This is a genomic window from Streptomyces sp. NPDC015130, assembly GCF_043080005.1.
Classification (GTDB): Bacteria; Actinomycetota; Actinomycetes; order Streptomycetales; family Streptomycetaceae; genus Streptomyces.
In genome coordinates, this window is record NZ_JBIBVC010000019.1 from 163,237 (window position 1) to 186,565 (window position 23,329).

The following is a 23,329-nucleotide window of genomic DNA, read 5'->3' on the forward strand; positions in this document are numbered from 1 at the left end:
CAGCGGCGGGGGACCGTGGCGGGGGACAGTCGGGGGACGGTGGCGGGGGACAGCGGCGGGGGACGGCAGCGAGGAACCGGGTCCGCGTACCGGTCAGTGGTCGACGGACCTGACGAGCGTGAACACCGCGCCCTCCGGGTCCGTCACCAGGGCCTGCCGCCCCGCCGTGCCCTCCCGCGGCGGCTTCAGCACGTGCCCGCCGAGCTCGGCGACGAGCCGGGCGGCCCCGTCCGTGTCCTCGACCTCGAAGTACGTCATCCAGTGGGCGCCCCGCTCCCGGGGCAGCGCGTTCCCGACGCCGTGCAGGGAGGCCACCGGGCGGTCGTCCAGGTGGAGCGTGGCGAAGTCGAAGTCGGCCGAGACGACCGGCTCCACCTCGTAGCCGAAGATCGACCGGTAGAACTTGGCGACCGAGGACGTCTCGTACGTCAGCAGCTCGTTCCACACGGGGGTCCCGGGCGGTCCCGCGGTCGCCGTGCCGTGGTGCGCCTCCGCCTGCCAGACGCCGAAGACCGCGCCGACCGGGTCGGAGCAGAGCGCCAGCCGTCCGGCCTCGCCCGCGTCCAGCGGGCCGACCGCGACCGTGCCGCCGCAGCAGCGGATCGTCTCGGCGGTCTCGTCGGCGTCGTCCGTGGCCAGGTAGGGGGTCCAGGCGATGGGCAGATGCCGGTCGGGCGGCAGCTGGCCGATGCCCGCCACCTCCTCGCCGTCGAGCAGCGCCCGGACGTACGGGCCGAGGTGCTGCGGGCCGGGCAGGAACTCCCAGCCGAAGAGCGCGTTGTAGAACTCCTGTGTCCCGTCAAGCCCGTGCACCATCAGGCTCACCCAGCAGGGTGTGCCGGGTGTGCGCCGAGTCGCCTCGGTCATCGTCACTCTCTCCTCGGACCATCGTCGTGGCCGTGCCGCGTGCCTCATGGCCGATGGTCGCACCGACGGGCGGGCGGCGCGTCCCGACCGCACCGAACCGTGGGGGCGCGTTGTGGCGCGAGGGCGCCGGGACGTCCTCCCGCGGCCGTGCCGGCTGCGCGAGGATGGCACCCATGAACCCCATCATCTCCGCAAGCGAACTTCTGAGCGAGTCGGCAGGGGCCCGGCCGCCGGTCCTCCTGGACGTCCGCTGGACGCTCGGCGGCCCGCCCGGACGGCCCGCGTACGAGGCCGGTCACCTCCCCGGCGCGGTCTACGTCGACCTGGACGCCGAGCTCGCGGGCCCGCCCGGGAGCGGGGGACGGCATCCGCTGCCCGACGTGGCGGCCTTCGGGGCCGTGATGCGCCGGGCGGGTGTCTCGGCCGACCGCCCCGTCGTCGTCTACGACGGCGGCCTCGGCTGGGGCGCGGCCCGCGCCTGGTGGCTGCTCCGCTGGACGGGGCACCAGGACGTCCGGGTCCTGGACGGCGGCCTCGCGGCCTGGACGGGGGAGCTCTCCGAGAAGACCCCGGAGCCGGAGCCGGGCGACTTCCGGCCGGAGCCGGGCGCGCTCGGGCTGCTCGACGCCGACGGGGCGGCGGAGCTGGCCCGCGCCGGGCTGCTCCTGGACGCCCGGGCGGCGGAGCGCTACCGGGGCGACGTGGAGCCCATCGACCGGGTCGGCGGGCACATCCCGGGCGCGGTCTCGGCGCCGACGACGGAGAACGTGGACGCGGACGGCCGCTTCCTGGCCGCCGGGGCGCTGCGGGACCGCTTCACCGCCCTGGGCGCGGCCGAGGACGTCCCGGTCGCGGTCTACTGCGGTTCCGGCGTCTCCGGCGCGCACCAGGTCCTGGCCCTGGAGCTCGCGGGCATCCCCGCGGCGCTGTACGCCGGCTCCTGGTCGGAGTGGTCCGGCGACCCCGCCCGCCCGGTGGCCACGGGCCCGGACCCGCAGTAGGAGGGTTTGCCCCCCACCCCGCCCCTTCCTGAACCGGGGCTCCGCCCCGGACCCCGTACGGCCTGACGGCCGTGCCCTCGAACGCAGGGCGGGCTGGATTTCCGCACGCAGAGTGTGAAATCCAGCCCCGCCGGCGTTTGAGGCGCGGGGGTCCGGGGGCGGAGCCTCCGGTTTCGGGAAGGGGCGGGGTGGGGGAGAGGCCCCGCAGGACCCCCGCCTACTCCTGCTTCTTCCTTCGCGTGCCGAAGACGATCTCGTCCCAGCTCGGCACCGCGGCCCTGCGGCCCGGCCGAACCCCGTCCGCCTCCGCCTGCCGATCCGTGGCGCCGTGCAGCCGGTCACGGTGGCCCGAGACGGCGCGCGGCATCAGGACGTCGGCGTACGCGGCGCCCGCGCCCGCCGAGGCGGCCGGGGCCGGGGGCTCCTCCGCCTCCGGCTCCTCCGAGGGCTCCGTGTCCGGCTGCTCGGGCACGACCATGTCGCCGCGGAAGTTGGGGACGGCCTCCAGGAGGCTCGTCAGCGTGTCCCGCTCCTCCTCCGGCTCGGGCGCCGGGGCGGGCGCCCGCTCCAGCCGCTCCAGCTGGCGGTCGAGGGCCCGGTCCAGGGGCCTGTCCCGGGGAAGCCGGGCGATGCGGGGCACGAAGGGGAAGCTCGGCTCCGGTGCCGCGGCGATCGTGTCGTCCGTCTCGCCGATCAGCGCCCGCGCCTCGTCGTCGACGGCCTGGACGAGCCGCCGGGGCGGGTCGTACGTCCAGCTGGCCGTGTGGACCTCGCCCGCGACGCGGTAGACGAGCAGCACCTCCCAGGTGCCGTCGTCGCGCCGCCACGAGTCCCACTGCACGGTGTCCTTGTCGGCGCCGCGCAGGAGCAGCCGCTCCTGGACCGCCTCGCCGAGCTGCGGGCCGCTGTTCTCCCCGGGCCTGCGGACCGGGGTCTTACGGGCCCGCTCCGCCATGAAGGCGCGCTCCGCCAGCACGGGGCCCTCGAAGCGGCGTACGCGGTCGACGGGGATGCCGGCGAGCTGGGCGACCTCCTCCGCGGAGGCACCGGCTCGTATCCGCGCCTGGATGTCACGGGGGCGGAGGTGGCTCTCCACCTCGATCTCGATCTGACCGAGGCGCGCGCGGTCGTTGCGCACGGCGGCGCGGAGCCGCTCGTCGATCGGAAGTGTGTACTCCGTGCTGTCAGCAGCCTTCAGCACCAGTCGTGTGCCGTCGTTGGAGACGGCCACGACACGCAGTTCGGGCATGGGGACCTCCCGGGTGGTGCCTGCCGACGTCACGTGCGTCGCTGCTTCCGCTAGTCGAGTGTGGCCTGCCCGGGTGCAGCCTGCCACTACCTTGCCGAGTTGCCCGGCGTGTCGGGCATGGACCCTGGAGCGCCGTTATGGCACGGTTACCTGTTCGCCACTCAGAGTGACTGACGGTCACGCTGTGCAGCGGGTCTCCGTGCGGTGCAGCGGCGCCGCCGGTTCGAGTGCCGCGTTCGGCCCCCTCCCCGATCCCGGGCACCCGTGAAGGCGTCCGGACCCAGGGTTCGCCAATGTACTCCATTCGGGCCACTTGGGTGGACCGGCGCGCCGCCCAACTTCTCGGGCGGTACGGGAGTTGAGTCTCCGCGATCTTGCCCCCCACGTGTCCCTCTTCACAGAACCGGCGGAACCGGAACCATTCACTTCGCCCATTTGTCCCTTCTGGGTGCAAGCCGAACGGATGAGCCATCAGGGGTTGGAGATGCGTCAGAGGCCGGATGCCGACACGGAGACGGGCGAGGAGAGGGGTGGTGGCAGGAGAAGGATCGACCTGAGCGTGGCCCAGGTCTCGGGCAGCGCCCTGGCCGCGGTCATCGCCGCCAAGCTCGCCTCCACCCTCGGCGTGTACGGCACGATCCTCGGTGCCGGTGTGATCAGCGTCATCGCCACCTGTGGCGGCCCGCTCTTCCAGCACCTGTTCAAGCGCACGGGCGAGCAGATGCGCGACGCGACCGCCGCCGCCAAGCCGAAGGCCCGTCAGGTGCCGCTCCCGGCCGCGCGCCCGGCGCACGGCGGTGACCACCACACGCTGGTGCTCGGCACGGTCCCGCCCGCCGGTTCCGAGGACCCCGCGCCGTACGACGAGGAGTTCGGCACGGCGACCACGCACGGCACCCGCGTCCGGGGCTGGAAGCGCCCGGCGATCGCCGCCGCCCTGGTCTTCGGCGTCACCATGGGCGGGATCACCGCCTACGAGCTGGTCTCGGGCCGGGACTTCAGCGGCACCCAGGGCACCACCACCTTCGGCTCCGTCGTCCGCGGCGGCGGGAGCTCCGGGCAGGACGCCCCCGACCGGGGCGAGAGCCCCGCGCCGAAGCCGTCCGGCTCCGCCGACGACACCGGGCAGCGGGAGGACGGCGGCGGCACGCCCGCGACGGGCGCCACGCCGGACCCGGAGAAGCCGGGCTCCGGCACGGCGACCCCCGACGCGGACCCGGGGTCCTCGGGCGCCACCGACGGCGGGTCGACCCCCACGCCGGACCCGACGGTGCCGACCACCGGACCGACGACCGGCCCGACGGATCCTGTCGGGCCGACGGAGCCCACGACGGGTCCGACAGGGCCGACGGACCTGGTGACGCCGACCGCGCCGACCGACGCCCCGACCACCGGCGCCGCCGATCCCGCGGCGCCGACGGCGCCGGCCACGGGCGGCGCCGGCTGACGGTCAGTCGCCCAGGACCCGGCGGAGGTAGTCGTTGGCGAAGAGCCGGTCCGGGTCCAGCCGGTCGCGCAGCGCCGTGAACTCGGCGAAGCGCGGGTAGACCTCCGAGAAGTAGGCGGCGTCACGGGTGTGGACCTTGCCCCAGTGGGGGCGGCCCCCGTGCGCCGTCATGATGCGCTCCACCGCGGTGAAGTAACCGCGGTGGGGCGTTCCCTTGTAGAGGTGGACGGCGATGTAGGCGGTCTCCCGCCCCGAGGCCGTGGACAGCGTGATGTCGTCCGCCGGGGCGGTGCGCACCTCCACCGGGAAGCTCACCTTGAGGGGCGAGCGCTCGACCATGGCCTTGACCTCGCGCAGCGCGGCGACGGCCGCCTCACGCGGCAGCGCGTACTCCATCTCCAGGAAGCGCACCCGGCGCGGCGAGGTGAAGACCTTGTACGGGATGTCGGTGTACGTACGGGCAGACAGGGCCCGGCTGGAGACCTTGGCGATCGAGGGGATGACCGGCGGGACCGCGCGGCCCAGCGAGCAGGCGAGCTGGAAGACCCCGTTGGAGAGCAGCTCGTCCTCGATCCAGCCGCTCACCTTCCCGGGAGGGGCGGCGGGGCCGGCGCTGCGGTTGTTGCGCTTGGTGTTGCAGTTGTCCGTGTGGGGGAACCAGTAGAACTCGAAGTGCTCGTTCTCCGCGTACAGCTCGTCGAACTCCGAGGTGACCCGGTCGAAACTCATCGGCTCCTCGCGGGCGGTGAGCAGGAAGACCGGCTCCACCGCGAAGGTGAGGGCGGTGACCACGCCGAGGGCGCCGAGCCCGATGCGGGCGGCGGCGAAGACCTCGGGGTTCTCCTTCTCCGAGCAGGTCAGCAGCTGTCCGTCCGCCGTGACCAGCTCCAGCTCGCGGATCTGTGCGGCTATCGAGGCGGAGTCGCGGCCGGTGCCGTGGGTGCCCGTGGAGGTGGCCCCGGCGACGGTCTGCTCCATGATGTCGCCCATGTTCGTGAGCGACAGGCCCTCCCGGGCCAGCGCCACGTTGAGCCGCTTGAGCGGGGTGCCCGACTCGACCGTGACGGTCATCGCCTCGCGGTCGATGCGCCGGATGCCGGTCAGCAGCCCCGGCCTGATCAGTACCCCGTCGGTGGCCGCGATCGAGGTGAAGGAGTGGCCGGTGCCGACCGTCTTCACCCGCAGCCCGTCCGCGGCCGCCCTGCGCACCGCCTCGGCCAGCTCCTCGGCCGAGGCCGGGCTCACCTCCCGCACGGGGCGGGAGGTGACGTTCCCCGCCCAGTTACGCCACGGGCTGCTCGCCGTCCTGGTGCTCCCCGACCCCGCTGTTGTCGTCCCGCTCACGCTTCCCCTCCCGGTCCGGCGCCGGCCTGCGCAGCCGGCGGTGTCCGAGGAGACCCACCGCGACCGCGACCGCGCCCGAGACGACGGGCACCACGTACCCCGCCTCGGCCCCGGACGCGTCGACCACCCAGCCGGCGGCCGAGGAGCCGAGCGCCACGCCGACCGCGAGCCCGGTACCCGTCCAGGTCATGCCCTCGGTCAGCTTGGTGCGCGGTACGTGCGCTTCGACGAGGGCCATGGTGGTCACCATCGTCGGTGCGATGGACAGGCCCGCGACAAAGAGCGCCACGGCCAGCAACGGCAAGTTCCCGGCCAGTAGGAGGGGGATCATACTCACGGCCATCGCGCAGACACCCACGAGCCAGCGCCGGGAGGGCTCGCCCTTGAGGTGCAGCAGTCCGAAGACGGCGCCGGCGAGACAGGAACCCAGGGCGTACACGGCCAGGACGAGGCTCGCGGCGGCCTTGTGGCCCTGCTCCTCGGCGAAGGCCACGGTCACCACGTCCACCGAGCCGAAGATGGCTCCGGTGGCGACGAAGGCGAGGGCCAGGACCTGGAGGCCGGGGGAGCGGAGCGCGGACACGCTCTTCTCACCGGTCACCCGGGGGTGCGGCGCGGGCTCCGTCGCGCGCTGCGCGGTCAGCCAGAAGACGCCGATGGCCAGGAACACCCCGGCGAACAGCGGGCCGGCCTCGGGGAACCAGACCGTCGACAGGCCGATGGAGATGATCGGACCGAAGATGAAGCACACCTCGTCGACGATCGACTCCCACGAGTACGCGGTGTGCAGGCGCCGCTCGTCGCCCCGGTAGATCGCCGCCCAGCGGGACCGGGTCATCGCCCCGATGCTCGGTACGCAGCCGATCACGGCCGTGAAGACGAAGAGCGTCCAGTCCGGGGCCTGCTGCTGCACGCAGACGAGGAGACCGGCGCCGCCGACGAGCGAGATCAGCGTGACCGGGCGGAGCACCTTGCGCTGTCCGTGGCGGTCGACCAGGCGCGAGACCAGCGGACCGAGGACCGCGGCGGACATGGCGAGCGTCGCCGAGAGGGCGCCGGCCAGTCCGTACCGGCCGGTGACCTGCGAAATCATGGTGACGACGCCGATGCCCATCATGGACAGCGGCATGCGTCCGAAGAACCCGGCGACGGAGAACGAGGTGGTGCCGGGCGCGGCGAAGATCGCGCGGTAGGGGCTGGGCAAGAGGATCTCCGGATCTCCGTCTCCGGAGCAGGCTCCGCGCGGCGAATCAACACGTGTAATTAATAGCTAAAGCCTACGGTGTTGAAGTCGATCGGTCATCCCCCATTTCGCGAACGAGCGCACTCCGACCGGACGAGTGCCGCCGCACGCGCGCCGTCCGACGGGCCGCGCCCTCCGGCACCGGAACCGGGTGGGAGGATCGGGCCATGTCCGATCAGCACGATCCCGCCCCGTACGACGCCCTGCTGCTGCTCTCGTTCGGCGGCCCCGAGGGCCCGGACGACGTGGTCCCGTTCCTGGAGAACGTGACGCGCGGCCGAGGCATTCCGAAGGAACGGCTCAAGGAAGTGGGGCAGCACTACTTCCTCTTCGGCGGCGTCAGCCCGATCAACGACCAGAACCGCGCGCTGCTCGACGCGCTGCGGACGGACTTCGCGGAGGCCGGCCTCGACCTCCCGGTCCACTGGGGAAACCGGAACTGGGCGCCCTACCTCACCGACACCCTCCGCGAGATGATCACCGACGGCCGGCGCCACATCGCCGTCCTCACCACCAGCGCGTACGCCTCCTACTCCGGCTGCCGCCAGTACCGCGAGAACCTCGCCGACGCGCTCGCCACCCTGGAGGCGGAGGGCCTGCCCCTGCCCCGCGTCGACAAGCTCCGGCACTACTTCAACCACCCCGGGTTCGTCGAGCCCATGGTCGAGGGCGTCCTCGCCTCCCTCGCGGACCTCGACCCGGCCGTGCGCGAAGGGGCCCACCTCGCCTTCACCACGCACTCCATCCCCGACTCCGCCGCCGACAGCTCCGGACCGGTCGCCGAGCACGGCGAGGGCGGTGCCTACGTGCGCCAGCACCTCGACGTGGCCCAGGTGATCGTCGACGCCGTCCGCGAGGCGACCGGCGTCACGTACCCCTGGAAGCTCGTCTACCAGTCCCGCAGCGGCGCCCCGCACGTCCCGTGGCTCGAACCCGACATCTGCGACCACCTGGAGGAGCTGCACGGCGCCGGGGTGCCCGCCGCCGTCATGGTCCCCATCGGCTTCGTCTCCGACCACATGGAGGTCCTGTACGACCTCGACACGGAGGCCACGGCCAAGGCCGCCGAGCTCGGCCTGCCCGTCCGGCGCTCGGCGACCGTCGGGGCCGACCCGCGCTTCGCCGCGGCCGTCCGCGACCTCGTCCTCGAGCGCGCGGCGGGCGAGCGGGGCACCCGGGTGGAGCGGTGCGCCCTGGGCGCGCTCGGCGCCTCCCACGACCTGTGCCCGATCGGCTGCTGCCCGGCAAGGACGGAGCGCCCGGCGGCCGCCGGCGCCGACAGCCCGTACGCGTAAGGAGCCCCTGTGAGCGACCTGAACGGCGTGAGCGACCCGCTGCTCGCCGAACTGCTCGACCTCGGCCTGGAGGCCGCACGGCGGGCCGGAGCCCTCCTCCGCGACGGCCGGCCGGACGACCTGGCCGTCGCGAAGACCAAGTCGAGCCCCATCGACGTCGTCACCGAGATGGACATCGCCGCCGAGAAGCTGATCACCGGCTTCCTCGGCGAGCACCGCCCCCAGGACGGCTTCCTCGGCGAGGAGGGCGCGTCGACCCCCGGCACGAGCGGCGTCCGCTGGGTGATCGACCCGCTCGACGGCACCGTGAACTACCTCTACGGCCTGCCCACCTGGGCCGTCTCGATCGCCGCCGAGCGCGACGGCGAGACCGTGGTCGGCGTGGTCGAGGCGCCGATGCGCGGCGAGACGTACCGGGCGGTCCTCGGCGGCGGCGCGTACCTGGGGGACCGGCGCCTCGCGGCCCGGCCCTCGCCCGAGCTCGACCAGGCCCTCCTGGGCACGGGCTTCGGCTACGTGCAGTCCCGCCGCGCCCACCAGGCCGACGTGGCCCGGCGCGTCATCCCGCGCGTCCGGGACATCCGCCGCGGCGGCTCGGCCGCGATCGACCTCTGCGACGTCGCGGCCGGCCGTCTCGACGCGTACTACGAGCGCGGGCTCAACCCCTGGGACCTCGCCGCGGGGGCGCTCGTCGCCCGCGAGGCGGGCGCCCTCACGGGCGGCCGGCCGGGGGAGCCGGAGTCCGGCGAACTGACGGTGGCGGCCTCCCCGGGCCTCTTCGCGCCCCTCCAGGAGCTCCTGGAGGAGCTCGGCGCCTGGCACGACTAGGGCGCAACACGCCCTAGGGCGTGTTGCGCCCTGGAACCACACGCGTGAGGGCCCGGAGCCGATACGGCTCCGGGCCCTCACGCGTCGTGCGGGGCGGTCAGTGGCCCGGCGAGCCGACCTCCACGCCGTGCTCGGCGGCCAGGCGGTGCAGGTCGTCCAGCTCGGCCTGCTCGACGTCCGCGAGGAAGTCGTCGCCCGTCTCACGAGCGCGCGTGAGGTCGGTCTGCGTGGCCCTGATCCGGTGCAGCAGTCCTGCGGTGAAAGCGTCCATCGTGCGCCCCCTCGTCGTGGGTCCGGTGGCACGGGGGTGTGCCGAGGGTGGGTGGATCACACACTGCTACCTCTGGGGGACAGAGAGCGGTAGGTGGCGCGCCACATACAGGGCGTGATCACGGGGTGTGCAGACCTCCTCCCCAGCCCCTTCCTCACAGAAACCTCAACTGGCCCGTGAATCAGGTGAATTCTTCACGAGCCGCTGCGGCCGGGGTCGCGCGCCCGCCGCGCGCCCCCGCCGCACCACCCCCGCGCGCGGGCCCCGCACACCCGCCTTACAGCCGGTTTACGCGCGTTCGGGGCAGGATGGACACGCACAGTCAGTGCTCAGGTTTTCAGCGCGGTCCCGCTCCGGACCGCGGCTCAAGGGAAGGACTACGACGTGCGTGTACTCGTCGTCGAGGACGAGCAGCTGCTCGCCGATGCGGTGGCCACCGGACTGCGCCGGGAGGCCATGGCGGTCGACGTCGTGTACGACGGCGCCGCGGCCCTGGAGCGCGTCGGCGTCAACGACTACGACGTCGTCGTCCTCGACCGCGACCTCCCCCTCGTCCACGGCGACGACGTCTGCCGCAAGATCGTCGAGCTCGGCATGCCCACGCGCGTGCTGATGCTCACCGCGTCGGGAGACGTCAGCGACCGCGTCGAGGGCCTGGAGCTCGGCGCGGACGACTACCTCCCCAAGCCCTTCGCCTTCACCGAGCTCACCGCCCGGGTGCGTGCCCTCGGCCGGCGCACCACGGTGCCGCTCCCGCCCGTCCTGGAGCGCGCCGGCATCAAGCTCGACCCGAACCGCCGCGAGGTCTTCCGCGAGGGCAGGGAGGTCCAGCTCGCGCCGAAGGAGTTCGCCGTCCTGGAGGTCCTCATGCGCAGCGAGGGAGCGGTCGTCTCGGCCGAGCAGCTCCTGGAGAAGGCCTGGGACGAGAACACCGACCCGTTCACCAACGTCGTGCGCGTCACCGTCATGACCCTGCGCCGCAAGCTCGGCGAGCCCCCGGTCATCGTCACCGTGCCCGGCTCCGGGTACCGGATCTGACCGCGATGCCCACGACCTCCGCGCCCCACCCCCAGGCGCCGCCGAAACCCACCTGGGACCCCAGGGACCCGGTCCGGCCGCTGCTGCGCCCGACCATCCGGATACGGCTCACGCTGCTGTACGGCGGGATGTTCCTGATCGCCGGCATCCTGCTGCTCTCGATCATCTACCTCTTCACGGCGCAGGCGCTGGGCGACAGCGCGGCCCAGCTGCCGTTCAAGATCGTCGAGGGCAAGGTGCAGCCCACGACCTCCTGGTGCGAGCTGCCCGTCCAGGGCACCGGGGAGCAGTTCAACAACGCGGTCTCGGTCTGTCTGCGGCACCAGAGCGACCTGGCGCTCGAAGACCTCCTGCGCCGCTCGCTCTTCGCCCTGCTGGGGCTGAGCATCATCGCCTTCGCCTTCGGCTACGCCATGGCCGGCCGGGTTCTCTCCCCGCTCGGCCGGATCACCCGCACCGCCCGCCAGGTGGCCGGCTCCGACCTGGCCCGCCGGATCGAGCTGGACGGCCCCGACGACGAGCTCAAGGAGCTCGCCGACACCTTCGACGAGATGCTGGAGCGCCTGGAGCGGGCCTTCACCGCCCAGCAGCGCTTCGTCGCCAACGCCTCGCACGAGCTGCGCACCCCGCTCGCGATCAACCGCACGCTCCTGGAGGTCCACCTCTCGGACCCCGGGGCGCCCGTGGAGCTCCAGCAGCTCGGCAAGACCCTGCTCGCCACCAACGAGCGCAGCGAGCAGCTCGTGGAGGGCCTGCTGCTGCTCGCCCGGAGCGACAACCAGATCATCGAGCGCAAGCCCGTCGACCTCGCCGAGGTCGCCGACCGGGCGATCGACCAGACGCACGCCGAGGCCACGGCCAAGGGCGTCCTGGTGCGGGGCGAGCGCGAGCCCGCCGTCGTCCAGGGCAACGGCGTCCTGCTGGAGCGGATCGCGCTGAACCTGCTCCAGAACGCCGTGCGCTACAACGTGCCGGAAGGAGGCTGGGTGGAGGTCAGCACCGAGACCGAGCACGGGCAGGCCGTTCTGACCGTCTCGAACACGGGACCTGTGGTCCCCGCGTACGAGATCGACAACCTTTTCGAGCCGTTCCGGCGGCTCCGGCAGGAGCGCACCGGAAGCGACAAGGGAGTCGGTCTCGGCCTGTCGATCGCCCGGTCCGTGGCCCGCGCCCACGGCGGCCGTATCATCGCGGAGCCCCGCGAGGGCGGCGGTCTCGTGATGCGTGTCACTCTGCCGATCTGACACACTGCACGAGCCGACCGGTTCCGTTCGCTTTGCGCGGAATTCGCGGGCCCCGATTCTGAGACGCTCATGTGTGATCGATCACAGGAGAGGGTGCTCGGCCCTCCACGCTCCGTGACCGAGAAATCCCTCGGAAAACCAGGAAAAGTCCGGGTTTCCGGGGCCCGGAATGACGGGAAGTACACGGGGTGGCGCCTGTGAAGGGCGCCCGGAGGACCGTGTACGGTCCGGTTCGCCACCCGAAGCCGATCACTCGTGAGAGGGCGCGACGGGTGTCGATTGAGTAACAGACCTTGATGTGAGGCAAAATCTCCGCCTCAGGTCGGGCACAAGTCCGACCTCTCACGCGTTACGTGCGCTGGAGACACCGCAACTACCCAGAGGGGGAGAGCGACATGGCAACGGATTACGACACCCCACGCAAGACCGACGACGACGTCGACTCGGACAGCCTTGAGGAACTGAAGGCCCGCCGGAACGACAAGTCGACCTCGACCGTCGACGTCGACGAGTTCGAGGCCGCCGAAGGCCTGGAGCTGCCCGGCGCCGACCTCTCGAACGAGGAGCTGGCCGTCCGGGTCCTGCCGAAGCAGGCCGACGAGTTCACGTGCATGAGCTGCTTCCTCGTGCACCACCGCAGCCAGCTGGCGCGGGAGAAGAACGGCCAGCCGATCTGCCGCGACTGCGACTGAGACCGCTCGGCCGTGGCAGGCGAGACACCGTCCCGGAAGCGGCGTCTGCGGCTCCCTGGGAGCCCGGAGACGTACAAGGGCGGCACGAGCCCGGCAGAGGGTGCCCTGGAGGCCCCTGAAGCCGAGCGGGCCGCCTCCCTGCCCTCCCTCGGCGCACGTGACGACGAGCGAGGCCCTTCGGCCTCGCTCGAAGCGGTCGTCGCGGACATCGAGGCGGTGACCGGCGTGCACATCGAGCCGGGGACCGCCCGGGGCGCCGGGCCGGAAGCCGCGAGGCTTCCCGCGGAGCGCGGCGAAGCCGGCCGGGGCGAAGCGCGCCAAGGGCGCCTGGACGCCGTCAGGCGGCTGGCCAACCCGGCGCGGGCCCAACTCGACAAGATCAAGATCGACAGCGACCGGATCGACGCCGTCCGGCGCGGCGTCGCGCGCAGCGTCAAGGCCGGCGCGAAGCGCAGCGGCGACAGCGCCAAGGCGGGCATCGGCCACCTGGCCGACCGGCTGATCGACATCGCCCCGCGGATCCCGGTCCGCGACCTGGCGACCCTGCGCAGACAGTTCCCCGGGCTCGGTCCCGAGGAGATCGCCGACAAGCTCGTCCTGGGTGCGGCCAACGCGAGCTCGACCGTCGGTGCCGGCATCGGCGCCGCCGCGATGCTCCCCGTACCGCCGGCCATGCCGGCCGAACTGGCGGCCGAGATCACCGGCGTCGCCGCCGTCGAACTCAAACTCATCGCCGAACTGCACGAGGTGTACGGACTGCGCCCGCAGGGCCGGATCACCCAGCGCTCGATGGCCTACCTGACCTCCTGGGCCGAGGAGCGGGGCATCGACCCCGCCAAGCCCACCACGGTCAACGCGGCGCTCGGCGGGCAGCTCAAGCGCGAACTGCGCCAGCAGATCACGAAGCGCATGGTGCGCAACCTGCCGAACCTCACGCCCTTCATGGTCGGCGCCGCCGTCGGCGCGGTCATGAACCGGCGCGACACCAGGAAGCTCGCCGCGCACATCCGCAAGGACCTGCGCGCCCGCCAGGTCCCCTGGGACGTCCTCGGGGAGCTGCCGCCGCTGGAGCAGCCGGAGAACCCGAAGGAGCTCGGCTTCTAGGGCGTGTTGCGAAAGTAGCGCCGGCCGCCCGAAGGGCGGGCCCGACGGGGTCTGGTGCGTGCGATCGCAAGGCGGAAAATCGCCCCGATACTGGATGTACCGGGGTGATCCCGACAACGCGGCGAGCGTGCGTGCCAGGCGCCGTCGGGCAGGCGGGACTTTCGCAACACGCCCTAGCCGCGGCTCGGCCCCTCACCCCGCCCACGGCCGGGCCCGACGGCGGCCCGGCGTTGGCGGTCGGTGGCTCAGCCCTCGGTGCGTACGGCGTCCAGCGCGGCCACCAGGGCCTCCGGCTCACGGCTGGACAGGTACGCGTACGGCGTCGGGTCCGTCGGGTCCGTGATCGCGACCCGCACCGCCCGCGGCACGTAGCTGCGCATCAGCATGAAGGCGCGCGGGTCCGCCTTGTGCGTGCGCCAGGCGCGCGCCTCCTCCTCGTCCAGCACCTCGGCCGCCCCCAGCGCCGAGACCGGGATCCGGGCGTCGCCCGCCACGATTGAACCCGCCACCACCCGGATCCGGGCGGAGCCGTACGAGGAGACCGCCGCACCGGCCAGCACCGCCGCCACGATCAGACCGCCCAGCGTCGGGACCGTGCCCAGGGGGAACAGCACCAGGCCGCCGGAGAGACCGAGCAGGCCCGCGATGACCCACCACGAGCGGGGCGCCGTCAGCCGCTCGTCGAAGCGGGGCGCGACCGCCGCCGGGGCCGCCACCGGGGACGACGTGACGGACGCCTGGGCCGGCGCCTCGGCGGACGGCACGGACGAGGGCTCGGAGGAGGAGGCGGGGGACGGCACGGAAGGCTGCATGCGTCCAAGCTTGGCACGGCGCGACCCGCGCCCGGCCGCGCGGGTAAGGTCTGCGCCTGTGACTGCAACATCTGCCGCCCTCACCCCGCCGGCCGACGCCATACCGCCGGTACGCCACCCCGACGCCCCGGCCCCCGGCGAGCTGCTCGGTTCGCACTACGAGTACTGCTTCGGGTGCGGCGGCGGGCAGCCCCACGGTCTGCACCTGGAGGCGCGCGCGGGCGAGGGCGTGACCGTCACCGCCGAGTTCACGGTGACCCCCGACCACCAGGGCGCCCCCGGCCTCGCGCACGGCGGCGTCCTCGCCACCGCGCTCGACGAGACCCTCGGCTCCCTGAACTGGCTGCTGCGGGTCATCGCCGTCACCGGCAGGCTGGAGACCGACTTCCGTCGTCCCGTCCCGGTCGGCACCGTGCTCCACCTGGAGGCCGCGGTCACCGCCGTGCACGGCCGCAAGATCTTCTCGACCGCCGTCGGCCGGATCGGCGGGCCCGAGGGCCCCGTCGCCGTCCGCGCCGACGCCCTCTTCGTCGAGGTCAAGGTCGACCACTTCATCGACAACGGCCGGCCGGAGGAGATCCAGGCCGCCATGTCCGACCCCGACCAGGTCCGGCGCGCCCGCGCCTTCGAGGTGAACCCCTGATGCGCAACCCTGTCGACGTACTGATCCGCCGCGTGGACCCCGAGGTGCCGATCCCGGCCTACGGGCACCCCGGCGACGCCGGTGCCGACCTCGTGACCACCGAGGCCGCCGTCCTCGCCCCCGGGGAGCGCGCCGTGCTGCCCACCGGGGTCTCCATCGCGCTGCCGGACGGGTACGCGGCCTTCGTGCACCCCCGCTCCGGCCTGGCCGCCCGCTGCGGAGTCGCGCTCGTGAATGCCCCGGGGACGGTGGATGCCGGGTACCGTGGAGAGATCAAAGTGATCGTGGTCAATCTCGACCCGCGCGAGAGCGTGCGGTTCGAGCGGTTCGACCGGATTGCCCAACTGGTCGTCCAGCAGGTCGAGAAGGTTCGCTTCCACGAGGTGGCGGAGCTTCCCGGCTCGGCGCGGGCCGAGGGGGGCTTCGGGTCCACCGGCGGCCATGCCGCCGTGGACGGCGCAACGGGTGGGAATCGATACGCTTCGGTCGTATCCGACCGGGAAGGACAGTGACGTGTTCGGACGTCGCAAGAAGAGCGGTGCCGCTGAGGACGCAGCGGGCGAGGCCGAGCAGGTCGTCGACGAGGTCGGCACCGACGAATCGGCCGAGGCGCCGCGTCGGGTGAACCTTCCGCCGGCGCCCCGGCCCGACGGACCGTGGGACATCTCCGAGGTCACGACGCCGGAGGACGGCCGTGTCGACCTCGGTGGCGTCTTCGTGCCCGGAGTCGAGGGCATGGAGCTGCGGGTCGAGGTGGCGGGCGACGCGATCGTCGCGGCCACCGTCGTCCTGCGCGACAGCGCCGTGCAGCTCCAGGCCTTCGCCGCCCCCAAGAACGAGGGCATCTGGGGTGAGGTCCGTGACGAGATCGCCACGGGCATCATCCAGCAGGGCGGAGTGATCGACGAGGTCGAGGGCCCCCTCGGCTGGGAGCTGCGGGCCCAGGTCCCCGTCCAGTTGCCCGACGGCAACCGCGGCGTGCAGCTCGTGCGCTTCGTGGGTGTCGACGGACCCCGTTGGTTCCTGCGCGGAGTGATCTCCGGGCAGGGCGCGGTGCAGCCGGAGGCGGCCGGGCTCCTGGAGCAGATCGTGCGGGACACGGTGGTCGTCCGCGGTGACGGCCCGATGGCCCCGCGCGACCCGATCGTCCTCAAGCTGCCGAACGACGCGCAGATGGTGCCGGACGGTGTCCAGCAGGAGGAGCAGGCGAACTCGCGCTTCTCCGGCGGCATGGGCCAGCTCCAGCGCGGCCCGGAGGTCTCCGAGATCCGCTGAGCGGCGATCGAGGGTCCCGCAACGAGACGAGCGGTGGGCCGCTTCCCGTACGAGAGGTACGGGGAGCGGCCCATCGGCCGTTCTCCGGGCTCTGGCCCTGCGGCCCGGCGGCGGACCATACTGGCGGGCGCACATGTTCGAGGAGGGGGAGCACACGGTGAGTGAGAGCAGCACGCGATCCGGGACGGCCGTCGCCGAGGACCCGGCGGGCCTGCCGATGGTCCGGGTCGAGGACCTCCGGCGCTCGTACGGTACGGGCGAGGCCGCCGTCCACGCCCTGCGCGGGGTCTCCTTCGACATCCCGCGCGGTGAGCTCGTCGCCCTGAAGGGCCGCTCGGGCTCCGGCAAGACGACCCTGCTCAACCTCGTGGGCGGCCTCGACACCGCCGACGGCGGCCGGATCGTCATCGACGGCACCGACCTCTCCACGCTCGGTGAGAGCGGACTCCTGGAGCTGCGCCGCGACCGGATCGGCTTCATCTTCCAGTCCTTCGGGCTGCTCCCGATCCTCTCCGCCGCCGAGAACGTCGGCGTACCCCTCCGGCTCCGCAAGGCCGACCCGAAGGAGCGCGAGGAGCGGGTCGCGCTGCTGCTCTCCCTCGTGGGCCTCGCCGACCACGCGGCCCAGCGCCCCGGCGAGCTCTCCGGCGGCCAGCAGCAGAGGGTCGCCATCGCCCGGGCCCTCGCCAACAAGCCGGCCCTGCTGATCGCCGACGAGCCGACCGGCCAGCTCGACGCGGAGACCGGGCTCGCCGTCATGGAACTGCTGCGCGCGGTGGTGCGCAGCGAGGGCTGCACGGCTCTGGTCGCCACGCACGACCCGCAGCTCCTGGGCCTGGCGGACCGGGTCCTGGAGCTCAGCGACGGCGAGATCGCCGAGCACTGAACCGGGGGCCGTCAGCGGCCCGGGGCAGTCGGTCCCGCTTCCGCCGGTCGGGACCGGCGGGCCGGGGATGCCAGCCAGGGGGCGGTGGGGCCGGGGACGCCAGCCAGGGGGCGGTGGGGCCGGGGACGCCAGCCAGGGGCCGGTGGGGCCAGGGACGACAGCCCGGGGCCGGTGGGGCCGGGGATGCCAGCCCGGGGCCGGTGGGGCCAGGGACGACAGCCCGGGGCCGGTGGGACCGGGGCCGTCGGCCCTTCGACATCAGAATCACGTCAATACCGCTCCGGGGCCTCCACTCGCGTACGGAATGTCCGATTGGCTGGACGTATGGTCGTGCCATGGGACGCGGCAAGCTTCGGATCTACCTCGGCGCTGCGCCGGGCGTGGGCAAGACGTACGCGATGCTCTCCGAGGGCCACCGCCGGATCGAGCGCGGCACGGACTGCGTCGTGGCCTTCGTGGAACACCACGGACGGCCGCGCACGGAGGTGATGCTGCACGGCCTGGAGCAGGTCCCGCGCAGGACCCTGGAGCACCGGGGCGCCACCTTCACCGAGATGGACGTCGACGCGGTCCTGGCCAGGAAGCCGGCCGTCGCGCTCGTCGACGAGCTCGCCCACACGAACGTCCCCGGCTCCAGGAACACCAAGCGCTGGCAGGACGTCGCCGAACTCCTCGCCGCCGGCATCGACGTCGTGTCGACGGTCAACATCCAGCACCTGGAGTCGCTGGGGGACGTGGTCGAGTCGATCACCGGCGTACGGCAGAAGGAGACCGTCCCCGACGAGGTCGTCCGCCGGGCCGACCAGATCGAGCTGGTCGACATGTCGCCGCAGGCCCTGCGCCGCCGCATGGCCCACGGCAACATCTACACGTCCGACAAGGTCGACGCGGCCCTCTCCAACTACTTCCGCCCCGGCAACCTCACCGCCCTGCGCGAGCTCGCGCTGCTGTGGACGGCCGACCGGGTCGACGAGTACCTCCAGCAGTACCGGGGCGAGCACGACATCCGCTCCACCTGGCAGGCCCGGGAGCGCATCGTCGTCGGCCTGACCGGCGGCCCCGAGGGCCGCACGCTGATACGCCGGGCCACCCGGCTGGCCGAGAAGGGCGCGGGCGGCGAGGTGCTCGCCGTCTACATCGCCCGCAGCGACGGCCTGACCGCCGCCTCGCCGAAGGAGCTGGCCGTCCAGCGGACGCTGGTCGAGGACCTCGGAGGAACGTTCCACCACGTCATCGGCGACGACGTCCCCTCCGCGCTCCTGGAGTTCGCCCGCGGGGTCAACGCGACCCAGATCGTCCTCGGCTCCAGCCGCCGCCGCGCCTGGCAGTACGTGTTCGGCCCCGGCGTCGGCCAGACCGTGGCCCGCGAGTCCGGCCCCGACCTCGACGTCCACATCGTCACCCACAGCGAGGTCGCCAAGGGCCGGGGGCTGCCCGTCGCGCGCGGGGCGCGCCTCGGCCGGTCCCGGATCCTCGGCGGCTGGCTCGTCGGCGTCGGGGGCCCCGCCGCCCTGGCCCTGCTCCTCACGCACGTCGAGGCCGACCTCGGCCTCGCCAACGACATGCTGCTCTTCCTCGCCCTGACCGTCGCCGCGGCGATGCTCGGCGGGTTCCTGCCGGCGCTCGCCTCGGCCGCCGTCGGCTCCTTCCTCCTGAACTGGTTCTTCACGCCGCCCGTCCACCGGCTCACCATCGCCGACCCGAAGAACATCGTCGCCATCACCGTCTTCCTCGGCGTCGCCATGGCCGTCGCCTCGGTGGTGGACCTGGCGGCCCGGCGCACCCACCAGGCGGCCCGGCTCCGCGCCGAGTCCGAGGTCCTGTCGTACCTCGCGGGCAGCGTGCTGCGCGGCGAGACCAGCCTGGACGCCCTCCTCGAACGGGTTCGCGAGACCTTCTCGATGGAGTCGGTGACCCTGCTGGAGCGGGTGGACGAGATCGAACCGTGGACCCCGGCCGCGAGCGTCGGGCCCCGTCCGGTCGCCCGGCCCGAGGACGCGGACGTGGACATGCCGGTCGGCGACCACCTGGCCCTGGCCCTGACCGGCCGGGTCCTGCCCGCCGAGGACCGGCGCGTCCTCGGCGCGTTCGCGGCCCAGGCCGCCGTCGTCCTGGACCGGCAGCGGCTCGTCGACGAGGCCGAGGAGGCCAGGAAGCTCGCCGAGGGCAACAAGATCCGTACCTCGCTCCTGGCCGCCGTCAGCCACGACCTGCGCACACCGCTCGCGAGCATCAAGGCCTCCGTCACCTCCCTCCGCTCCGCCGACGTCGAGTGGTCCGAGGAGGACCGCGGCGAACTCCTGGAGGGCATCGAGGCGGGCGCCGACCGGCTCGACCACCTCGTCGGCAACCTCCTCGACATGTCCCGCCTCCAGACGGGCACCGTCACCCCGCTGATCCGCGCCGTGGACCTCGACGAGGTCGTCCCGATGGCCCTCGGGGGAGTGCCCGACGGCAGCGCCGAGCTCGACATCCCCGAGACGCTGCCGATGGTCGAGGTCGACAAGGGCCTCCTGGAGAGGGCCGTCGCCAACATCGTCGAGAACGCCGTCAAGTACAGCCCCGACGGCCGGCCCGTCTCGGTCGCGGCCAGCACCCTGGGCGAGCGCGTGGAACTGCGCGTCGTGGACCGCGGCCCCGGAGTGCCCGACGAGAGCAAGGACGGCATCTTCGAGCCGTTCCAGCGCTTCGGCGACGCGCCCCGCGGCGCCGGTGTCGGCCTCGGTCTCGCGGTCGCCCGCGGCTTCGTCGAGGCCATGGGCGGGACCCTCGCCGCCGAGGACACCCCGGGCGGCGGGCTGACCATGGTGCTCACCCTCAGGGCCGTGCGGGGCGCGCCCCCGGAACCGGCCGCGGAGCTCCCGGCGCACGCCGTGAGCTGAGCCGGGCGGCGCCCCCGCCGCCGTACCGCCCCGGCCTCCGTGCCGGCCGCCCCGCCGCTTCCGCCCCGCCGCTTCCGCCCCGCCGCTTCCGCCCCGCCGCTTCCGCCCCGCCGCTTCCGCCCCGCCGCTTCCGCCCCGCCGCTTCCGCCCCGCCCGAACCCGTCCGGCGCCGTCCCCGCTCCCGTACCCCGACCGGCACCGCCCCCCACTCCCGTACCCCCACCCGCAAGCCCCACCGTCCCCGTCACCGTCATCACCCAGCCGCCCGCAACGGGCACCGAAGAAGGTAGGTCCCCCTCCATGACCCGGGTCCTCGTGGTCGACGACGAGCCACAGATCGTCCGCGCCCTGGTGATCAACCTCAAGGCGCGGAAGTACGAGGTCGACGCCGCGCCCGACGGCGCCACCGCCCTCCGGATGGCCGCCGAGCGTCATCCCGACGTCGTCGTCCTCGACCTCGGGCTGCCCGACATGGACGGCGTCGAGGTGATCAGGGGCCTGCGCGGCTGGACGAGGGTGCCGATCCTGGTCCTCTCCGCCCGCCAGACCTCCGACGAGAAGGTCGAGGCGCTCGACGCCGGAGCCGACGACTACGTCACCAAGCCCTTCGGCATGGACGAGCTGCTCGCGCGGCTGCGCGCCGCCGTGCGCCGCGCCGAGCCGGTCGGCGGCGCCGAGGACGGCGTCGTGGTCGTCGAGACGGAGGGCTTCACCGTCGACCTGGCGGCGAAGAAGGTCCACCGCGACGGCCGGGACGTCCGGCTCACCCCCACCGAGTGGCACCTCCTGGAGGTCCTCGTCCGTAACGGCGGGCGGCTGGTCAGCCAGAAGCAGCTGCTCCAGGAGGTCTGGGGACCCTCGTACGGCACGGAGACCAACTACCTCCGCGTGTACATGGCGCAGCTGCGGCGCAAGCTGGAGGCCGACCCCTCGCACCCCCGCCATTTCGTCACCGAACCGGGCATGGGTTACCGCTTCGAACGGTGAGGCGAAGGTCGTGTGATCGGCCGGTCCTGGTGACGGTGGAGGCCGGTACGCTTTCTGTATGAGTGCTGCACCGCGTACAGAGAAGCCGGCCGGAAGGTTCCGCCGGATGCTCGACCGGCTCTCCTCCACCCCGGAGGACCTGGAGTCGGAGGAGCTCCAGGAGGACGCCGAGGCCACCGGGTGCACGCGTATCTGTGACTGCTCCGACCGCCAGATAGTCAAGGTGACTGGTACCTTGCGCACGGTCACGCTGCGCCCCCGGGCCGGTGTGCCCGCGCTGGAGGCCGAGCTCTTCGACGGCACGGCACCGCTGGACGTCGTCTGGCTGGGCCGCCGCTCCATCGTGGGCATCGAACCGGGCCGCAAGCTGATCGCCTCCGGCCGGATCTCCATGAGCCACGGCCGGCGGGTCCTCTTCAACCCCAAATACGAGCTCCGACCGCTCGGACAGGAGTAGCCGGTGACGTCCCTCGACAAGCCGACCACGGATCAGGGCGCCGAGGCCCCGCAGGACGCCCAGGCCTCGAAGGAGGTCACCGAGGCCGCGCTGTTCGAGGCCTTCGGCGGCCTGCGGGGCATGATCGAGACCGTCGTGCCGGGCCTGCTCTTCGTCACGATCTTCACGATCAACAAGAACCTGCAGGCCTCGGCGATCGCCGCGCTCGCGGTCTCGCTGGTCCTGGTCGCGGTCCGGCTGATCCGTCGCGACACCGTGAAGCACGCCTTCAGCGGCGTCTTCGGTGTCGCCTTCGGCGTCGTCTTCGCGATGATGACGGGCAACGCCAAGGACTTCTACCTGCCGGGCATGCTGTACACCCTGGGCCTCGCCCTCGCGTACATCGTCACCACGCTCGCGGGCGTCCCGCTGATCGGCCTGATCCTCGGACCGGTGTTCAAGGAGAACCTCTCCTGGCGCACCCGGAACCCCGGCCGCAAGAAGGCGTACGCGAAGGCCAGTCTGGCCTGGGGCTTCATCCTGCTCGCCAAGTGCGCGATCCTCTTCCCGATGTACTGGTGGGCCGACACGACCAAGTTCGGCTGGGTCCTGGTCGCCCTGAAGATCCCGCCGTTCCTGCTCGCGGTCTACCTCACCTGGATGTTCCTCGCGAAGGCTCCGCCGCCGATCGACGTCTTCGCCGAGATGGAGGCCGAGGAGCGAGCCGAGAAGGAGCGCAAGGCGGCCGCCGCGGCCGCCGCCCAGAGCGGCACGCCGGAGGCCTGAGCCGTACGGAGGCGCGAGGCCTGAGCCGAACGGAGGCGCGAGGCCTGAGCCGTACGGAGGCGCGAGGCCTGAGCCGCACGCGGGGCCCGGACCTGACGAGAGGCCTGAGCCGTACGCGGGGCCCGGACCTGACGAGAGGCCTGAGCCGTACGCAGGCGCGAGGCCTCAGCCGTACGCCGGAGGGCCCGGACCTGACGAACAGGTCCGGGCCCTCCCGCGTATCACGCCTGATCAGGACTCGGTGGTCTCGCGGCGGACCTGCAGCAGGTCCTCCAGCTGCTCCTCGCGGGCCTGCGCGGCCACGAACAGCAGCTCGTCGCCGGCCTCCAGGGTCTCCTCGGGGCTCGGCGTCAGCACCCGGGAACCGCGGATGATCGTCACCAGCGAGGTGTCCTGCGGCCAGGCCACGTCCCCGACCGAGGTGCCGGCGACGGCCGACTCCGGCGGCAGCGTCAGCTCGACCAGGTTCGCGTCGCCGTGGCTGAAGCGGAGCAGCCGGACGAGGTCGCCGACGCTCACCGCCTCCTCGACCAGGGCCGACATCAGGCGTGGCGTCGAGACGGCGACGTCCACGCCCCAGGCCTCGTTGAACAGCCACTCGTTCTTCGGGTTGTTGACCCGGGCGACGACCCGCGGCACGCCGTACTCGGTCTTGGCGAGCAGCGAGACGACCAGGTTCACCTTGTCGTCACCGGTCGCCGCGATCACCACGTTGCAGCGCTGGAGCGCCGCCTCGTCGAGGGAGGTGATCTCGCAGGCGTCGGCCAGCAGCCACTCCGCCTGCGGCACCCGCTCCACCGAGATGGCGGTCGGCGCCTTGTCGATCAGCAGGACCTCGTGGCCGTTCTCCAGGAGCTCGCCCGCGATGGAACGGCCCACCGCGCCCGCGCCCGCAATAGCGACACGCATCAGTGACCGCCCTCCTCAGGACCCTCGGCGAAGGCCTCCTCGACCTTCGCGATGTCGTCCGTACGCATCATCACGTGCACCAGGTCACCC

The 23,329-nt window shown here is 73.0% G+C and carries 23 protein-coding genes and 1 pseudogene; 16 read left to right on the forward strand and 8 right to left on the reverse strand.

Annotation, left to right across the window (positions count from 1 at the left end):
- Positions 1-93: 93 nt before the first annotated feature.
- A complete protein-coding gene (locus tag ACF08F_RS31705) occupies positions 94-867 on the reverse strand; it encodes a VOC family protein (protein ID WP_392301968.1) in 774 nt (257 codons plus the stop codon).
- Positions 868-1,040: 173 nt separating this feature from the next.
- Here ACF08F_RS31705 and ACF08F_RS31710 point away from each other — a divergent pair, with 173 nt between their 5' ends.
- A complete protein-coding gene (locus ACF08F_RS31710; protein WP_392301969.1) occupies positions 1,041-1,868 on the forward strand; it encodes a sulfurtransferase in 828 nt (275 codons plus the stop codon).
- 217 nt (positions 1,869-2,085) lie between these two features.
- On the opposite strand, the gene sepH is transcribed toward ACF08F_RS31710, so the two are convergent.
- Positions 2,086-3,150, reverse strand: coding sequence for a septation protein SepH (sepH, locus tag ACF08F_RS31715; protein ID WP_392301970.1), 1,065 nt, complete (start codon positions 3,148-3,150; stop codon positions 2,086-2,088).
- Positions 3,151-3,676: 526 nt separating this feature from the next.
- Between sepH and ACF08F_RS31720 the strand changes: the two genes are divergently transcribed.
- A complete protein-coding gene (locus tag ACF08F_RS31720; protein ID WP_392301971.1) occupies positions 3,677-4,564 on the forward strand; it encodes a hypothetical protein in 888 nt (295 codons plus the stop codon).
- Positions 4,565-4,567: 3 nt separating this feature from the next.
- Here the strand turns inward: ACF08F_RS31720 and ACF08F_RS31725 are convergent, their stop codons facing one another.
- Both ACF08F_RS31725 and ACF08F_RS31730 read right to left on the reverse strand, forming a co-directional pair.
- Complete coding sequence (locus ACF08F_RS31725; RefSeq protein ID WP_392301972.1) at positions 4,568-5,908, reverse strand: D-arabinono-1,4-lactone oxidase; 1,341 nt, start codon at positions 5,906-5,908, stop codon at positions 4,568-4,570.
- A complete protein-coding gene (locus tag ACF08F_RS31730) occupies positions 5,847-7,112 on the reverse strand; it encodes an MFS transporter (RefSeq protein ID WP_392301973.1) in 1,266 nt (421 codons plus the stop codon). Before ACF08F_RS31730 ends, ACF08F_RS31725 begins: the two co-directional genes overlap by 62 nt.
- Positions 7,113-7,318: 206 nt before the next feature.
- Between ACF08F_RS31730 and ACF08F_RS31735 the strand changes: the two genes are divergently transcribed.
- Positions 7,319-8,446 (forward strand): ferrochelatase, encoded by a 1,128-nt coding sequence (locus ACF08F_RS31735; RefSeq protein ID WP_392301974.1) that lies wholly within the window; start codon positions 7,319-7,321, stop codon positions 8,444-8,446.
- Between the two features lie 27 nt (positions 8,447-8,473).
- Positions 8,474-9,274, forward strand: a complete 801-nt coding sequence (locus ACF08F_RS31740; protein WP_392301990.1) for an inositol monophosphatase family protein — start codon at positions 8,474-8,476, stop codon at positions 9,272-9,274.
- Positions 9,275-9,371: 97 nt separating this feature from the next.
- On the opposite strand, the gene ACF08F_RS31745 is transcribed toward ACF08F_RS31740, so the two are convergent.
- On the reverse strand, positions 9,372-9,545 hold the full coding sequence (locus tag ACF08F_RS31745) for a hypothetical protein (protein WP_392301975.1): 174 nt from the start codon (positions 9,543-9,545) through the stop codon (positions 9,372-9,374).
- A gap of 384 nt (positions 9,546-9,929) precedes the next feature.
- Here ACF08F_RS31745 and ACF08F_RS31750 point away from each other — a divergent pair, with 384 nt between their 5' ends.
- The 4 genes from ACF08F_RS31750 to ACF08F_RS31765 all read left to right on the forward strand — a co-directional run bounded on the left by ACF08F_RS31750 (position 9,930) and on the right by ACF08F_RS31765 (position 13,623).
- Positions 9,930-10,583, forward strand: coding sequence for a response regulator transcription factor (locus ACF08F_RS31750; RefSeq protein WP_030687123.1), 654 nt, complete (start codon positions 9,930-9,932; stop codon positions 10,581-10,583).
- 5 nt (positions 10,584-10,588) lie between these two features.
- Positions 10,589-11,827: a sensor histidine kinase gene (locus ACF08F_RS31755; RefSeq protein ID WP_392301976.1), complete on the forward strand. Its 1,239-nt coding sequence runs from the start codon at positions 10,589-10,591 to the stop codon at positions 11,825-11,827.
- A 395-nt stretch (positions 11,828-12,222) separates the two neighbouring features.
- A complete protein-coding gene (locus ACF08F_RS31760) occupies positions 12,223-12,519 on the forward strand; it encodes a DUF4193 domain-containing protein (protein ID WP_003955561.1) in 297 nt (98 codons plus the stop codon).
- A gap of 12 nt (positions 12,520-12,531) precedes the next feature.
- Positions 12,532-13,623: a hypothetical protein gene (locus ACF08F_RS31765; RefSeq protein WP_392301977.1), complete on the forward strand. Its 1,092-nt coding sequence runs from the start codon at positions 12,532-12,534 to the stop codon at positions 13,621-13,623.
- Between the two features lie 245 nt (positions 13,624-13,868).
- Here ACF08F_RS31765 and ACF08F_RS31770 read toward each other — a convergent pair whose 3' ends face one another.
- Positions 13,869-14,435, reverse strand: coding sequence for a DUF3093 domain-containing protein (locus tag ACF08F_RS31770; RefSeq protein ID WP_392301978.1), 567 nt, complete (start codon positions 14,433-14,435; stop codon positions 13,869-13,871).
- Positions 14,436-14,493: 58 nt separating this feature from the next.
- Here ACF08F_RS31770 and ACF08F_RS31775 point away from each other — a divergent pair, with 58 nt between their 5' ends.
- The 8 genes from ACF08F_RS31775 (at position 14,494) to ACF08F_RS31810 (ending at position 22,330) form a co-directional block, all read left to right on the forward strand.
- Positions 14,494-15,078, forward strand: coding sequence for a PaaI family thioesterase (locus ACF08F_RS31775; RefSeq protein ID WP_392301979.1), 585 nt, complete (start codon positions 14,494-14,496; stop codon positions 15,076-15,078).
- The gene (gene dut / locus ACF08F_RS31780; protein WP_055640924.1) at positions 15,078-15,590 is read left to right on the forward strand and encodes a dUTP diphosphatase; all 513 of its coding nucleotides are present in this window, start codon (positions 15,078-15,080) and stop codon (positions 15,588-15,590) included. Before ACF08F_RS31775 ends, dut begins: the two co-directional genes overlap by 1 nt.
- A gap of 1 nt (position 15,591) precedes the next feature.
- Positions 15,592-16,353, forward strand: a complete 762-nt coding sequence (locus tag ACF08F_RS31785; RefSeq protein WP_392301980.1) for a DUF3710 domain-containing protein — start codon at positions 15,592-15,594, stop codon at positions 16,351-16,353.
- Positions 16,354-16,486: 133 nt separating this feature from the next.
- The gene (locus tag ACF08F_RS31790; RefSeq protein ID WP_392301981.1) at positions 16,487-17,239 is read left to right on the forward strand and encodes an ABC transporter ATP-binding protein; all 753 of its coding nucleotides are present in this window, start codon (positions 16,487-16,489) and stop codon (positions 17,237-17,239) included.
- Between the two features lie 335 nt (positions 17,240-17,574).
- Positions 17,575-20,121, forward strand: a complete 2,547-nt coding sequence (locus ACF08F_RS31795; protein WP_392301982.1) for a DUF4118 domain-containing protein — start codon at positions 17,575-17,577, stop codon at positions 20,119-20,121.
- Positions 20,122-20,421: 300 nt separating this feature from the next.
- Positions 20,422-21,108 (forward strand): response regulator, encoded by a 687-nt coding sequence (locus ACF08F_RS31800; RefSeq protein ID WP_392301983.1) that lies wholly within the window; start codon positions 20,422-20,424, stop codon positions 21,106-21,108.
- A 58-nt stretch (positions 21,109-21,166) separates the two neighbouring features.
- A complete protein-coding gene (locus ACF08F_RS31805) occupies positions 21,167-21,565 on the forward strand; it encodes an OB-fold nucleic acid binding domain-containing protein (protein ID WP_078627107.1) in 399 nt (132 codons plus the stop codon).
- Between the two features lie 3 nt (positions 21,566-21,568).
- The gene (locus tag ACF08F_RS31810; RefSeq protein WP_392301984.1) at positions 21,569-22,330 is read left to right on the forward strand and encodes a DUF3159 domain-containing protein; all 762 of its coding nucleotides are present in this window, start codon (positions 21,569-21,571) and stop codon (positions 22,328-22,330) included.
- 231 nt (positions 22,331-22,561) lie between these two features.
- Here ACF08F_RS31810 and ACF08F_RS31815 read toward each other — a convergent pair whose 3' ends face one another.
- Positions 22,562-23,239 (reverse strand): TrkA family potassium uptake protein, encoded by a 678-nt coding sequence (locus ACF08F_RS31815; RefSeq protein WP_189804615.1) that lies wholly within the window; start codon positions 23,237-23,239, stop codon positions 22,562-22,564.
- A pseudogene (locus ACF08F_RS31820) lies at positions 23,239-23,329 on the reverse strand (TrkA family potassium uptake protein); the annotation flags it as partial. The gene ACF08F_RS31815 and the pseudogene ACF08F_RS31820, both read right to left, overlap by 1 nt.

Excerpts from the sequence above, each read along its gene's own strand:
- ACF08F_RS31705 (WP_392301968.1), bottom strand. The coding sequence starts at position 867 with ATGACCGAGGCGACTCGGCGCACACCCGGCACACCCTGCTGGGTGAGC.
- ACF08F_RS31710 (WP_392301969.1), top strand. The coding sequence starts at position 1,041 with ATGAACCCCATCATCTCCGCAAGCGAACTTCTGAGCGAGTCGGCAGGG.
- ACF08F_RS31735 (WP_392301974.1), top strand. The coding sequence starts at position 7,319 with ATGTCCGATCAGCACGATCCCGCCCCGTACGACGCCCTGCTGCTGCTC.
- ACF08F_RS31745 (WP_392301975.1), bottom strand. The coding sequence starts at position 9,545 with ATGGACGCTTTCACCGCAGGACTGCTGCACCGGATCAGGGCCACGCAG.
- ACF08F_RS31755 (WP_392301976.1), top strand. The coding sequence starts at position 10,589 with ATGCCCACGACCTCCGCGCCCCACCCCCAGGCGCCGCCGAAACCCACC.
- ACF08F_RS31760 (WP_003955561.1), top strand. The coding sequence starts at position 12,223 with ATGGCAACGGATTACGACACCCCACGCAAGACCGACGACGACGTCGAC.
- ACF08F_RS31770 (WP_392301978.1), bottom strand. The coding sequence starts at position 14,435 with ATGCAGCCTTCCGTGCCGTCCCCCGCCTCCTCCTCCGAGCCCTCGTCC.
- dut (WP_055640924.1), top strand. The coding sequence starts at position 15,078 with ATGCGCAACCCTGTCGACGTACTGATCCGCCGCGTGGACCCCGAGGTG.
- ACF08F_RS31790 (WP_392301981.1), top strand. The coding sequence starts at position 16,487 with ATGTTCGAGGAGGGGGAGCACACGGTGAGTGAGAGCAGCACGCGATCC.
- ACF08F_RS31795 (WP_392301982.1), top strand. The coding sequence starts at position 17,575 with ATGGGACGCGGCAAGCTTCGGATCTACCTCGGCGCTGCGCCGGGCGTG.
- ACF08F_RS31800 (WP_392301983.1), top strand. The coding sequence starts at position 20,422 with ATGACCCGGGTCCTCGTGGTCGACGACGAGCCACAGATCGTCCGCGCC.
- ACF08F_RS31805 (WP_078627107.1), top strand. The coding sequence starts at position 21,167 with ATGAGTGCTGCACCGCGTACAGAGAAGCCGGCCGGAAGGTTCCGCCGG.
- ACF08F_RS31815 (WP_189804615.1), bottom strand. The coding sequence starts at position 23,239 with ATGCGTGTCGCTATTGCGGGCGCGGGCGCGGTGGGCCGTTCCATCGCG.